A 13,112-nucleotide genomic window follows, 5' to 3' on the forward strand; every position below is an offset into this window, starting at 1 on the left:
GCGTTAACTGGCACAATGAGTTGTTGCAACTAAGGTGCGTAAGTAGCAACGCCAATTTCGTTAGTTGTCTCGGTTTTTGGCTCACTCGCTGCTTTACTTAAAATAGCAGAAGGCGCAATGTCGCGACGTAAATTCATTTGTGATTCTGTACGAATTAAATCACCCCGTAAAGAGTTTGGTAGTGCTTCGGTAATACGTACATCAACAAACTGACCGATCACTGTGTGCGGGCCAACAAAATTAACTACACGGTTGTTTTCAGTACGGCCACGTAACTCCATTGGGTTCTTTTTAGATGGACCTTCAACTAAAATACGTTGCTCGGTATCAAACATTTGACGACTAATTTGCTGCGCCATTTGGGTAATGCGGTTTTGTAATAAATACAGACGCTCTTTTTTCTCTTGCTCAGTTACGTCATCGGGTAAATCGGCTGCTGGCGTCCCTGGGCGTGCACTGTAAATAAAGCTAAAGCTCATATCAAAACCAATATCGTTGATAAGGTTCATAGTAGCTTCAAAGTCGGCCTTGCTTTCACCAGGAAAACCTATGATGAAATCTGACGACATACTTAAGTTAGGGCGAATTTTACGCAGCTTACGAATCGTTGATTTGTACTCAAGTGCAGTATGGCCTCGCTTCATTAAGTTTAAAACACGATCAGAACCACTTTGTACAGGTAAATGTAAGTGATCAACCAGCTCAGGTACATCGGCGTACGCATCAATAATATCAGGCGTAAACTCAACCGGGTGCGAAGTGGTGTAACGAATACGGTCAATTCCGTCAATCGCGGCCACTAACCGAATAAGATCTGAAAAATAGCAAATTTCGCCATCGTGTGTATCACCCCGGTAGGCATTGACGTTTTGCCCTAACAAGTTTACTTCACGTACGCCTTGCTCGGCCAGTTGCGCTACTTCTAATAATACATCATCAACAGGGCGGCTTACTTCTTCACCACGGGTGTAAGGTACAACACAAAAAGTACAATATTTTGAACAGCCTTCCATAATCGATACAAATGCAGAGGGGCCGTCAGCTTTTGGTTCTGGTAGGCGGTCAAATTTTTCAATTTCAGGGAATGAAATATCAACGACCGATGAACCTTTGTTGCCTTGCACTTGCTTAATCATTTCAGGTAAGCGGTGCAAAGTTTGTGGGCCAAAAATAACATCTACAAATGGGGCGCGTTGGCGAATTGAATCACCTTCTTGCGATGCCACACAACCGCCAACACCTATAATAAGGTCGGGTTTGTCATCTTTTAATAACTTCCAACGACCCAGTTGGTGGAATACTTTTTCTTGTGCTTTTTCACGAATCGAACAGGTGTTAAGTAAGATAACATCGGCATCAGCGGCTTCTTCAGTTAGCTGATAGCCGTTAGTAGCATCTAAAAGATCAGCCATTTTCTGAGAGTCGTATTCGTTCATCTGACAACCCCAGGTTTTAATATGCAGCTTTTTGCTCATTGAAATATAGCCTCGTGTTCAATTCGATAGTGGCACAAACATGTGCTAGAAACAGACATAAGTGGCGTAATTATTAAAATTTCGCTCGACTTAAAGGACGCGTATTTTAGCTGGATACACACGCAAAACCAAGTATAGATTTCATGTTTGTGATCTGAAATCAATATTGCATGGGTTTAATAAGAGAATTAAGCGAAGCGCTCACACTGAGTAAGCTAATTACGATACAATCAAAACAGAGTTCAGTCAGAAATAAAATGATGAAAAACATGGCTAAAAATAATGTAATTGTAGTAGGGGGCGGCATGGTTGGTGCGGCCATGGCGATTAAATTAGCGCAACAAGGCAAAGCCGTACGTGTGATTGAAAAACACCCAATAAACGCCCAGCAGGTACTCAGGTGTGACGAGGTTGATATACGGGTTTCAGCTATTAATCGTTTTTCTGAAAAATTGCTTGAGCAGTTAGGTGCTATGCCATTACTTCGTCAAAGTAGATTAGCAGCCTATGAACAATTAGAAGCCTTTGAGCGTGGTAACGATCATTTATTATTTGACTGTAACGATATTAACACCACCCATTTAGGCCATTTAATCGAAAATAAATTAATTCAAGCCAGTTTATGGCAGCAATTTGCGCTGCATAATATTGAAATGATTAATCCTTCATCAACTTTAACGGCGATTGAACAAAACCTTGATAGCATTACTTTACACTACAACGAGCAAAGCTATAGCGCTGACTTAGTGATTGCAGCCGATGGCGGGCAATCACAATTACGCAGCAAAGCTAATATTGGAATAACAGGTTGGCAATATCAGCAGCATTGTATGGGCGTACTAATAAAGCTTGATGCGCCGCAACAAGTTAAAACATGGCAGCAGTTTACACCTACAGGGCCTATTGCATTTTTGCCTATGCAGGCACCTTACGCTAATTTAATTTGGTATGACGATGCAAACACGCTCAAGGCATTTAAAGACCTATCACCGAGTGCATTAAAAGCATACATAATAGAAAAGTTTCCAAAACTTGCTGGTGATTTTGAAGTACAAAACCATGCAATATTTCCTCTAGCCAGACAGCATGCAAATAATTACTCGCAAGGCAGGCTGGTTTTAGTGGGTGATGCTGCACATACTATTAACCCGCTAGCAGGACAGGGGGTTAATTTAGGCTTTCAAGATGTTGTCGCGTTGGCTGAGGTACTTCGTACAGCTGATGATGTGGGTTGCCCGCTGATGTTACAACAATACGAGCGCAGTCGCCGCAAGGCTAATTTATTAATGATGAGTATGATGGATGCCTGTTATTTTGGTTTTTCAAATCAAATAGCCCCTTTAAAATGGGCGCGCAGCACGTTTTTAAAGTTGGCTAATAATACAGGGCCGGTAAAAAGCTGGGTATTAAAATACGCAATAAGTGGTGAGCTTAGCTAAAAATACTAAATAATTTATTGATGAAAAGGCTCAAATTAGGGTCTTTTTTTATGTTTAGATATAAATGCTTAGTAGGTATAGTTAGTAAATAGTTGTGGTAGCAGATTAATAGATAAGTGTAATAGAAGAAATATTGAAATTGGCTGGGATACCAGGATTTGAACCTGGGAATGCCAGGATCAAAACCTGGTGCCTTACCGCTTGGCGATATCCCAACGCTAAATTTGGATGAGTTTTAGTTCTAATTAAGAACATGGTGCGGAAGGAGAGACTTGAACTCTCACATCCTAAGATACTGGAACCTAAATCCAGCGCGTCTACCAATTCCGCCACTCCCGCAGTTCTTATTCTTATGCAATACTTTTAATAAAAGAATTGGCTGGGATACCAGGATTTGAACCTGGGAATGCCAGGATCAAAACCTGGTGCCTTACCGCTTGGCGATATCCCAACAAAGAATTAGCTGATAGTTTTAATTCTTATCAAGAATGTGGTGCGGAAGGAGAGACTTGAACTCTCACATCCTAAGATACTGGAACCTAAATCCAGCGCGTCTACCAATTCCGCCACTCCCGCATCGAGCATACACAGGTATTAATGTATTGGAACCTAAATCCAGCGTCTAATTCAAGACTACTGCCAATTCCACCACTCCTGCATAAAAGCTTATATTTATACTCTTAACAGAGTTTTCCTATTCAACATTCTTTGGTAGAAGAAGTTGGCTGGGATACCAGGATTTGAACCTGGGAATGCCAGGATCAAAACCTGGTGCCTTACCGCTTGGCGATATCCCAACTAAGAATTTTCTGATAATTTTAATTCTTATCAAGAATATGGTGCGGAAGGAGAGACTTGAACTCTCACATCCTAAGATACTGGAACCTAAATCCAGCGCGTCTACCAATTCCGCCACTCCCGCATCGAGCATATACCGGTATTAATGTTTTGGAATCTAAATCCAGCGTCTAATTCAAGACCACTGCCAATTCCGCCACTCCCGCATCGAGCATATACCGGTATTAATGTTTTGGAATCTAAATCCAGCGTCTAATTCAAGACCACTGCCAATTCCGCCACTCCTGCATTATTACTTTGAATTAATCAAAGAAAGGTAGTTATTTTAAACTCTTCATTGAGTTGCAATTTAACTCTTGCAGAGCCACTTAATAAATAAGTGGTGGCTAAGACGGGATTTGAACCTGTGACCCCATCATTATGAGTGATGTGCTCTAACCAGCTGAGCTACTTAGCCATTGTTGGCTGGGATACCAGGATTTGAACCTGGGAATGCCAGGATCAAAACCTGGTGCCTTACCGCTTGGCGATATCCCAACAATAACAAATGATAGTTTTAATTCTTATCAAGAATATGGTGCGGAAGGAGAGACTTGAACTCTCACATCCTAAGATACTGGAACCTAAATCCAGCGCGTCTACCAATTCCGCCACTCCCGCATACACAGGTATTAATGTGTTGGAACCTAAATCCAGCGTCTAATTCAAGACCACTGCCAATTCCGCCACTCCTGCACTATTACTTTGAATTAATCAAAGAAAGGTAGTTATTTTAAACTCTTCATTGAGCAACAAAAAATAAATGGTGGCTAAGACGGGATTTGAACCTGTGACCCCATCATTATGAGTGATGTGCTCTAACCAGCTGAGCTACTTAGCCATCTTTTTTGTTAACACTTCATTGCTGAGTGCGGGGCGTATTATGATGATATGCCCCAAATTCGTCAACACCTTTTTTGTAAAAAAACACTTAAGTTGGTTTGTTTGCAGAAAAAATAGGCTAGCCGGCTAATTTTTAATTAAAATGCTGCTTTGAACAGTGTTTTTTATAGTTGTTTTCATCAGTACCAATATAAAAAGGCTCGAAAATCGAGCCTTTAAAATATAAAGAAACGTTATACGTTAAACAAGAAGTTCATTACATCGCCATCTTTAACAATGTACTCTTTACCTTCTTGACGCATTTTACCTGCTTCTTTGGCTCCGCTTTCACCTTTATATGCAACAAAGTCATCAAAAGCAATTGTTTGAGCACGGATAAAGCCACGTTCAAAATCGGTATGAATTTTACCAGCAGCTTGAGGCGCGGTTGCACCTACAGGTATAGTCCATGCGCGAACTTCTTTAACACCTGCAGTGAAGTAGGTTTGTAAATGCAGTAGTTCATAACCGCCGCGTATAACTAAATTAAGACCAGGCTCTTCAAGACCTAAATCTGCCATAAACTCGAGTTTGTCTTCATCTTCAAGTTCAGAAAGCTCAGATTCAATAGCTGCACAAACAGGTACAACTACTGCGTCTTCAGCGGCTGCTATTTCACGTACGCGCTCAAGCAACGGATTATTATCAAACCCATCCTCAGCTACGTTGGCAATATACATGGTAGGTTTAATGGTTAAGAAGTTAATTGGCGCAATCGCTGCTTTTTCTTCTTTTGTCAGTGCTAATGAGCGCAGTGTTAAACCTTCATCAAGATGCACTTTTACTTTTTCAAGTACCGCGTTTTGCTCTTTGGCGTCTTTATCGCCGCCTTTTGCTTTTTTCGCATTGCGGAATATTGCTTTTTCAGCACTGTCCATATCAGCAAGTACGAGTTCGGTGTTGATCACGTCAATATCATCGGCAGGGTCAATTTTACCGGCTACGTGAATAACATTTTCATCAACAAAACAGCGAACTACATGACCTATTGCATCGGTTTCACGAATATTTGCTAAAAACTGATTGCCTAGGCCTTCACCTTTTGATGCGCCTTTTACTAAACCTGCAATATCCACAAACTCCATACTAGTTGTAATAATACGTTGTGGGTTAACAATTTTAGCAAGTTCATCTAGGCGAGGATCTGGCACCGGTACCACACCTGTATTAGGCTCAATGGTACAAAAAGGAAAGTTAGCGGCTTCAATACCCGCTTTAGTCAATGCATTGAAAAGTGTTGATTTGCCAACATTAGGCAAGCCAACGATGCCACATTTAAAACCCATAGTAAGATACCTTGTTTAGATTCATTTAAAACGTGCGTACGTGACCCTAAAAGCTAGGGTTTAAACGAATGTAGTCTGTTTTGTGCTTTTAACACACCGTCTTTAGCAAGTATTTCCATACAGCGAACTGCTTCATCAACTGCGGCATCCATTTTTTCTTGATCCTCTTTAGCTGCTTTACCAAGCACCCAACCAGTGACCATTTCACGATGTCCAGGATGACCAACCCCTATGCGTAAGCGCATAAAGTCTTTTTGATTTGCCATTTTTGCAATAATGTCTTTTAAGCCATTATGACCACCATGTCCGCCGCCTTTTTTTAATTTAGCAACACCTGGGTCTAAATCCAATTCATCATGGGCAACTAAAATGTCTTCCACGGGGATTTTAAAAAAATTGGCTAAACTACTCACCGCTTTGCCGCTTAAGTTCATGTAAGTGGTGGGGATCAGTAATTTGAATTCTTTGCCTTGAATTATCACTTTGCCTGTAAGGCCATGATATTTAGGATCGTGTTTTAACGTGCAGTTGTAGCGTGCAGCGAGTTCTTGAATGAACCAAGCACCTGCGTTGTGGCGTGTATTTGCGTATTCGGGGCCTGGATTAGCCAGGCCCACAAGCATTTGAATAGAATTCAAGGTGCGAGACCTTAAATATTATTCTGCAGCGTCTGAAGCGTCGTCTTCAGTTGGAGCTGCTTTGTTAGCTTTGATAGTAACGATAGACTGATCGTGGCCTTCGCCTTTACCAAGCTCAACAGATTGAACACCTTTAGGGTATGCAAGATCAGTAAGGTGGATTGAATCACCAACAACAAGGTCAGATACGTTAACTTCAATAAATTCTGGCAGTGACTGAGGAAGACATGTGATCTCAACTTCAGTTAATTGGTGAACAACAGTTGCACCTAACTTAGTTACTTTCTCTTCACCGATGAAGTGTAAAGGCACTTTAGTTACAATTTTATGCGTTGCGTCTACACGTTGGAAATCAAGGTGAGTAAGCTTAGGCTTGAAAGGGTGACGTTGGATATCTTTTAAAATAGCTTCAACTTTTTCACCCGCTACATTTAATGTAATAATGTGAGTGTAAAAGCCTTCGTCTTCTTGTGCTTTAATCATATCTTTATGAGCAAGAGTAAGCGATACCGCTTCTTTATCAGCTCCATAAAGGATGGCCGGCACTTTGTCTTCGCGACGTAGGCGGCGGCTCGCACCAGTACCAGTTTCTACGCGAAGTTCAGCGTCATAAGTATAAGTTGTGTTAGACATGATGTCTCCAATAATTAAAAGTGTTAGGGCCTTTGCGACCAAGGTCCCTAGCCAAAAGGCGCGCTATCATACCACTGCGAGTTTATAAAATAAACATCACTTACAAAAAAAGCGCCATAAGGCGCTTTTATTCTCATTAATGTTTAGCGTTAGTGGTCAAACATTGCTGAGATAGATTCTTCGTTGCTAATGCGACGAATAGTCTCTGCTAGCATATCTGCAAGCGTTAATACCTTAACAATATCAAGCGCCTTTAGTTCTTCAGACAGTGGAATAGAGTCGGTGACAATCACTTCGTCAATCACAGAGTTACGTAAATTTTCTGCAGCTTTACCAGAAAGAATTGGGTGAGTAGCGTAAGCAAATACACGCTTAGCGCCGTGCTCTTTTAAGGCTTCTGCGGCTTTGCATAATGTACCGCCAGTATCAATCATGTCATCAACAATAATACAATCACGGCCCTCAACGTCACCAATAATATGCATTACTTGAGAAACGTTAGCTTGTGGGCGACGTTTATCTATAATAGCTAAATCGGTATCATTTAATAGTTTTGCAATTGCACGAGCACGAACAACACCACCAATATCAGGAGATACTACCACGACGTCTTCAAAATCACGGTTTTTCATATCTTCTAACAGCACAGGGCTGCCAAATACGTTATCCACAGGTACATCAAAGAAGCCTTGGATTTGCTCAGCGTGTAAATCAACCGTAAGAACGCGGTCAACCCCGACACTTGATAAGAAATCCGCCACTACTTTAGCTGTAATTGGCACACGGGCAGAACGTACACGACGGTCTTGACGAGCATAACCAAAATATGGAATAACAGCCGTAATGCGACCAGCAGACGCACGGCGTAGAGCATCAACCATAACGATAAGTTCCATCAGGTTATCGTTTGTAGGGGCGCAGGTTGATTGTAAAATAAAAACATCCGAGCCACGGACATTTTCATTAATTTGAACACTGATCTCACCGTCACTAAAACGGCCAACAGCAGCATCGCCTAATTCAATATATAAACGTTTTGCAACTTTTTGAGCTAGCTCAGGTGTTGCGTTACCAGCGAAGAGCTTCATGTCAGGCACGGTAGGGTTCCTCAGGCACTGAATTTTTGGACTAACTTACATTGCATCAACAAAATAAGTTAACTTATGACTACTTGTACGTTACTTCATTTATCAAATATGGCGGCTAACTCCGTATGAGCAGCAGAAGTGTTGACGCTTGATGCGACAAACCCCTGCCAAGTATGGGGGAGATTAGCAAGTACATCTTGTGCTTGAACTTGACTCGCAAATTCAACAAAACAACATGAACCTGTTCCGGTCATCTTTGATGGAGCGTATTTTAGCAACCACTGGAGGGTTTTTTCAACCTCGGGACACAGCTTTTTCACTAAAGGCTCACAATCGTTAGTTAAAATCTGTTGTTGCCAGTCGCCAGAAAGTTTAGGCGTGTTACGTTTTAAATCAGGGTGAGTAAATATTTGTGCAGTGCTGACATGTTGATTTGGAAAAACAACGCAGTACCATTTTTGTGGTAATGTAACGTACTCGAGTTGCTCACCAATGCCATGCGCTATAGCACTTTTACCTTTAATGAATACAGGTACGTCGGCGCCCAGTTTTAACCCTAAATTTGCCAGTTCATCAAGCGATAGCGACGTATTCCAAAGTTTATTAAGGGCTAACAGAGTTGAAGCTGCGTCAGAGGAACCGCCACCAACGCCTCCGCCCATGGGCAAACGTTTAGTTAAATTTATTTTTGCACCCATACTCACTTTACAAAAATTTTGCAGTAATAAGGCTGCTTTGTAAATTAAGTTGTCGGTTTGGGCAATGCCTTGAGTGTCGCCGCTAATACTAATTTTAGCGTCATCGGTTAGCTCAAAATAAAGCTGGTCACCATAGTTTAAAAACGTAAACAGCGTTTCTAATTCATGATAACCGTCATCACGGCGACCATTAATATGTAAAAATAAATTTAGTTTAGCCGGCGCGATCAGCGAAAATTCAGTGAGAGTATGCATAGTTAGTTAAACTGCCAGTCATAGAGTTTGATTTTAATTTTAATCTTTTCATGGGTTAAGGTTAAGGCATTAGGTAACCAAAAGCCGTATTTTTGCTCGTAACTTGTATAGTTTATTTGCCATTTTTTGCCATTGTTATCAAACCATAACACGCTTTTGGCACGTCCTAGTTGATCAACTTTTAAGGTGTGATCGTCAATGGTGGCTTTTAACCAATTTCCTGCATTATTAATCGGTAACGTAAATCCTGTTAAACGCTGTAATAGCGCGCTTGCGTCGGTGTCGAAATACTGTTGTTCATCAAATTCCAGCTCTGCACCGAAGGTGGTTTGTTTAAGTGATAAAATCCGTGTACCAATAAAGGTGGTCAGTACTAAAAGGTTGTTATTTTGAGTTTGTTGCCAGTTTAAATTGGCAGATTGGCGTTCGTCTGGGCTAATCAAGGCAAGCTTTCCTTTTATTTGCCAAGTTTTTTGCGCGGCTAAACGCAACTTCCAGTCTTTGTAAGTTTCTGTATTATAGTTGTTTTTACTTGCGCAGCCTGTTAAAAAAGCCAATAACAGGGTTAAAATTAAATAATGTCGAGTCAAATGTTATTCCTTACTTTCCATATTCCTGAGATTTTTGGTAAAATTGCTGTCTATATAGTAAGGCTCAGCAATATTTGGCAGATATGACCATAATAGCACTTGGTATTAATCACAAAACCGCATCCGTAGATTTACGTGAAAAAGTGGCCTTTTCGCCTGAGCAAATTTCAGAGGCGTTGCAGCAACTAAGTGGCCATGCTGACTTCAATGAAGCAGTTATTGTCTCTACCTGTAATCGAACTGAGGTGTATTGTAGCCTTGCACAGCAAAATTCCCAAACATTGTTACAATGGTTAGCCAGTTTCCATGGTTTAAATGAACATGAACTGAGTAAAAACACTTATTGTTATGAAGGCGGTGCTGCAATAAATCATTTAATGCGTGTAGCGTGTGGGCTTGACTCATTAGTGTTAGGTGAACCGCAAATTTTAGGGCAAATAAAACAAGCGTATAATAGTGCCAAAACCCATGATGCGGTGGGCGTTACTTTCGACCGTTTGTTTCAAAAAACGTTTTCGGTGGCAAAAGAAGTCCGCACCGAAACCAATATTGGCGCCAGTGCGGTGTCAGTCGCGTTTGCCGCTGTTAATTTGGCAAAGCATATTTACGGCAAACTAGATAAAACTAAGGTGTTACTCATTGGTGCTGGTGAAACAATAGAACTGGTGGCAAAACATTTGTATCAAAATGAGCCACAAAAAATAACCGTCGCCAACAGAACGATAGAAAGAGCGCGTAGTTTAGCCGATGAAGTATCAGCCGATGTGATTGCCTTAGCGCAATTGCCTGAGCGCTTACATCAAGCCGATATTGTTATTAGCTCGACAGCCAGTACCTTACCAATTATTGGTAAAGGGGTCGTTGAACAAGCACTTAAACAACGTCGTTATAAACCAATGTTGTTTATAGACATTGCGGTGCCGCGTGATATTGAAAGCCAAGTAGGAGAGCTTGACGACGCGTATTTATATTCAGTGGATGATTTACAAGCTATTGTTAGCGAAAACATGGCTGCACGAGAGCAAGCCGCAGAGCAAGCACACATTATTATTGGCGAGCGCACTAAAGAATTCCTTATGTGGTTGCGATCGCTTGATTCAGTGGATTTAATTCGTCACTATCGAAATGATGCACAAACAACAAAGTCAGAACTTGTTCAAAGGGCGCTGAGTCAGTTAAATGCAGGCAAAGATGCAGAAAAAGTAATTTTAGAACTGGCCAATAAGTTAACCAACCGTTTAATGCATGCACCTACCCGTGCTATACAAGATGCAGCGAAAAAAGGTGAAGTGGCTCAGTTAAACCAATTGAAAAAAATCTTAGGTATAGATCAGGAATAACAGTTAAATGAAAGAGTCCGTTTATCGTAAATTAGAAACCTTAGTTGAGCGCTATGAAGAAGTACAAGCGCTGCTAAGCGACCCATCGGTCATCAGTGATCAAAACCGCTTTCGTACTCTTTCAAAAGAATACTCAGAGCTTGAAGAAGTGGTGAAAACATTTTTAGCGTACCAACAGGCCCAGGAAGATGTAAGCAGTGCGCAAGAAATGCTTAAAGATTCAGATCCTGAAATGCGTGAAATGGCACAAGAAGAATACAAAGAAGCAAAATCACAAATCTTGGTTCTTGAAGATGAAATTCAAGTGCTCATGCTACCTAAAGACCCTAAAGACAATAACAATGTGTTTTTAGAAGTGCGAGCAGGGACGGGCGGTGATGAAGCTGCTATTTTTGCTGGTGACTTATTTAAAATGTACAGCCGCTATGCTGAGACTAAAAAATGGAAAGTTGAAGTAGTTACCACCAACGAAGGTGAACATGGCGGCTATAAAGAGGTCATCGCTAATATAAGTGGCGAAGGCGTTTATGGGCAATTAAAGTTTGAGTCGGGTGTTCACCGTGTACAACGTGTACCTGAAACTGAATCGCAAGGCCGTGTGCATACATCAGCATGTACCGTGGCCGTAATGGCAGAGGTTCCAGAAGCGCAAGCAATAGAAATTAATACCGCCGATATTAAAGTCGATACCTTTAGAGCCTCAGGTGCTGGTGGTCAACACGTTAATAAAACCGACTCGGCAATTCGTATTACCCATTTACCAACAGGTGTTGTGGTAGAGTGTCAAGATGAGCGCTCTCAGCATAAAAACCGCGCTAAAGCGATGTCAGTTCTGGCGGCGCGTTTGCAACAAGCTGAAGATGAAAAACGTAATGCCGCTGAGGCGTCAGAGCGTCGTAACTTAGTGGGCAGTGGCGATCGTTCAGAGCGCATTCGAACGTACAACTACCCACAGGGCCGTATTACTGATCACCGTATTAACCTAACACTTTATCGTTTAAATGAAGTAGTAGCGGGTGATTTAGGGGTTATTGTTGAACCGCTAATGCAAGAGCATCAGGCCGACTTATTAGCGGCAATGGGCGACGATTAATAGTGAACCCAACTGTTGAAAGTGCTATTACTACCGCTGCTAATTTATTAGTATCCAGTAGTGATAGTGCAAAGTTAGATGCCCAAGTTTTATTGCTTAATATTTTACAAAAGCCACGCAGTTACTTATTTACTTGGCCAGAAAAGCAGTTAACAGATGCACAATACAAAGCGTTTGAGCGCGCATGTGAGCGTCGCTTAAACGGTGAACCTGTTTCGCATATTACGGGTTTTCGTGAGTTTTGGAGTTTACAGCTTGAAGTAAATCCAACAACGCTTATTCCCCGCCCTGATACAGAAACTTTAGTTGACCTTGCACTTGCATGCGATGTACCTAATGATGCCAAAGTACTTGATTTAGGCACAGGTACGGGGGCTATTGCACTTGCACTAGGCAGTGAGATGCCAGCTTGGGATATCACTGCTGTTGACTGTGTTGATGACGCAGTTGCACTGGCCAAACGTAATCAAGAGCGACTAGCAATTAACAATGTCTGCGTTAAGCAGAGCAATTGGTTTAGTGCGTTAAAAAATAAAAAATTTGATCTAATTGTAACTAATCCTCCCTATATAGATTGTGACGACATACATCTTAATCAAGGTGATGTGCGTTTTGAGCCTTTATCCGCGTTAGTTGCTGATGATGCAGGAATGGCTGATATTAAACAAATAATTACACAATCACGTGACTATTTGCTCACTAATGGCTATCTTTTAATTGAACACGGATTTGAGCAAAGTGCGGCTGTTCGCTATATTTTAAACCAAATGGGGTTTACAAATGTGAGAACAGTTAAAGATTTGGGTAATAATGACCGCGTAACTTTCGGACAATGGCCTTAAATTAACTAAAATAGCC

General features: G+C 41.3%; 11 protein-coding genes and 10 tRNA genes. 4 read left to right on the plus strand and 17 right to left on the minus strand.

All coding sequences use genetic code 11. The features are described 5' to 3' along the window. Positions 1-29 precede the first annotated feature (29 nt). On the minus strand, positions 30-1,475 hold the full coding sequence (miaB, locus tag AC6H44_RS04975) for a tRNA (N6-isopentenyl adenosine(37)-C2)-methylthiotransferase MiaB (RefSeq protein ID WP_500737835.1): 1,446 nt from the start codon (positions 1,473-1,475) through the stop codon (positions 30-32). 257 nt (positions 1,476-1,732) lie between these two features. On the opposite strand from miaB, the gene AC6H44_RS04980 reads away from it, so the two are divergent. Beyond that, positions 1,733-2,914 (plus strand): FAD-dependent oxidoreductase, encoded by a 1,182-nt coding sequence (locus tag AC6H44_RS04980; protein ID WP_500737836.1) that lies wholly within the window; start codon positions 1,733-1,735, stop codon positions 2,912-2,914. Between the two features lie 140 nt (positions 2,915-3,054). Here the strand turns inward: AC6H44_RS04980 and AC6H44_RS04985 are convergent. From AC6H44_RS04985 to lolB, 16 genes are all read right to left on the minus strand, one after another. Further along, positions 3,055-3,129, minus strand: a tRNA-Gln gene (locus AC6H44_RS04985). 39 nt (positions 3,130-3,168) lie between these two features. Then, a tRNA-Leu gene (locus AC6H44_RS04990) sits at positions 3,169-3,253 on the minus strand. A gap of 37 nt (positions 3,254-3,290) precedes the next feature. Next, a tRNA-Gln gene (locus AC6H44_RS04995) sits at positions 3,291-3,365 on the minus strand. 40 nt (positions 3,366-3,405) lie between these two features. Then, positions 3,406-3,490: transfer RNA gene (locus AC6H44_RS05000), tRNA-Leu, on the minus strand. Positions 3,491-3,636: 146 nt separating this feature from the next. Then, positions 3,637-3,711: transfer RNA gene (locus AC6H44_RS05005), tRNA-Gln, on the minus strand. Between the two features lie 40 nt (positions 3,712-3,751). Further along, positions 3,752-3,836, minus strand: a tRNA-Leu gene (locus tag AC6H44_RS05010). Positions 3,837-4,092: 256 nt separating this feature from the next. After that, a tRNA-Met gene (locus AC6H44_RS05015) sits at positions 4,093-4,169 on the minus strand. 5 nt (positions 4,170-4,174) lie between these two features. Further along, a tRNA-Gln gene (locus tag AC6H44_RS05020) sits at positions 4,175-4,249 on the minus strand. Between the two features lie 38 nt (positions 4,250-4,287). Next, a tRNA-Leu gene (locus AC6H44_RS05025) sits at positions 4,288-4,372 on the minus strand. A gap of 143 nt (positions 4,373-4,515) precedes the next feature. After that, positions 4,516-4,592 (minus strand) — tRNA-Met (locus tag AC6H44_RS05030). A gap of 235 nt (positions 4,593-4,827) precedes the next feature. Beyond that, positions 4,828-5,919: a redox-regulated ATPase YchF gene (gene ychF / locus AC6H44_RS05035; protein ID WP_500737837.1), complete on the minus strand. Its 1,092-nt coding sequence runs from the start codon at positions 5,917-5,919 to the stop codon at positions 4,828-4,830. Between the two features lie 53 nt (positions 5,920-5,972). Continuing rightward, a complete protein-coding gene (gene pth, locus AC6H44_RS05040; protein ID WP_008115166.1) occupies positions 5,973-6,557 on the minus strand; it encodes an aminoacyl-tRNA hydrolase in 585 nt (194 codons plus the stop codon). An 18-nt stretch (positions 6,558-6,575) separates the two neighbouring features. After that, entirely contained in the window at positions 6,576-7,190 is a 615-nt protein-coding gene (locus tag AC6H44_RS05045; RefSeq protein ID WP_500737838.1) for a 50S ribosomal protein L25/general stress protein Ctc, read from the minus strand. A 149-nt stretch (positions 7,191-7,339) separates the two neighbouring features. Further along, positions 7,340-8,287: a ribose-phosphate pyrophosphokinase gene (locus AC6H44_RS05050; RefSeq protein WP_500737839.1), complete on the minus strand. Its 948-nt coding sequence runs from the start codon at positions 8,285-8,287 to the stop codon at positions 7,340-7,342. An 86-nt stretch (positions 8,288-8,373) separates the two neighbouring features. Then, positions 8,374-9,231: a 4-(cytidine 5'-diphospho)-2-C-methyl-D-erythritol kinase gene (gene ispE, locus AC6H44_RS05055; protein WP_500737840.1), complete on the minus strand. Its 858-nt coding sequence runs from the start codon at positions 9,229-9,231 to the stop codon at positions 8,374-8,376. Positions 9,232-9,233: 2 nt separating this feature from the next. After that, complete coding sequence (gene lolB, locus AC6H44_RS05060; protein WP_500737841.1) at positions 9,234-9,821, minus strand: lipoprotein insertase outer membrane protein LolB; 588 nt, start codon at positions 9,819-9,821, stop codon at positions 9,234-9,236. 83 nt (positions 9,822-9,904) lie between these two features. On the opposite strand from lolB, the gene hemA reads away from it, so the two are divergent. Genes hemA through prmC form a run of 3 tightly spaced genes read left to right on the plus strand, consistent with a single transcriptional unit; the run spans position 9,905 to position 13,096 of the window. Beyond that, positions 9,905-11,161, plus strand: coding sequence for a glutamyl-tRNA reductase (gene hemA / locus AC6H44_RS05065; RefSeq protein ID WP_500737842.1), 1,257 nt, complete (start codon positions 9,905-9,907; stop codon positions 11,159-11,161). Positions 11,162-11,168: 7 nt separating this feature from the next. Continuing rightward, positions 11,169-12,254: a peptide chain release factor 1 gene (gene prfA / locus AC6H44_RS05070; protein ID WP_500737843.1), complete on the plus strand. Its 1,086-nt coding sequence runs from the start codon at positions 11,169-11,171 to the stop codon at positions 12,252-12,254. 2 nt (positions 12,255-12,256) lie between these two features. Then, positions 12,257-13,096, plus strand: coding sequence for a peptide chain release factor N(5)-glutamine methyltransferase (gene prmC / locus AC6H44_RS05075; protein ID WP_500737844.1), 840 nt, complete (start codon positions 12,257-12,259; stop codon positions 13,094-13,096). The last annotated feature ends 16 nt before the right edge of the window (positions 13,097-13,112 follow it).

The organism is Pseudoalteromonas sp. TAP-3C (assembly GCF_059888565.1).

Coding starts and splice junctions, on each gene's coding strand:
- miaB (WP_500737835.1), bottom strand. CDS start 1,475: ATGAGCAAAAAGCTGCATATTAAAACCTGGGGTTGTCAGATGAACGAA.
- AC6H44_RS04980 (WP_500737836.1), top strand. CDS start 1,733: ATGATGAAAAACATGGCTAAAAATAATGTAATTGTAGTAGGGGGCGGC.
- ychF (WP_500737837.1), bottom strand. CDS start 5,919: ATGGGTTTTAAATGTGGCATCGTTGGCTTGCCTAATGTTGGCAAATCA.
- AC6H44_RS05045 (WP_500737838.1), bottom strand. CDS start 7,190: ATGTCTAACACAACTTATACTTATGACGCTGAACTTCGCGTAGAAACT.
- ispE (WP_500737840.1), bottom strand. CDS start 9,231: ATGCATACTCTCACTGAATTTTCGCTGATCGCGCCGGCTAAACTAAAT.
- hemA (WP_500737842.1), top strand. CDS start 9,905: ATGACCATAATAGCACTTGGTATTAATCACAAAACCGCATCCGTAGAT.
- prfA (WP_500737843.1), top strand. CDS start 11,169: ATGAAAGAGTCCGTTTATCGTAAATTAGAAACCTTAGTTGAGCGCTAT.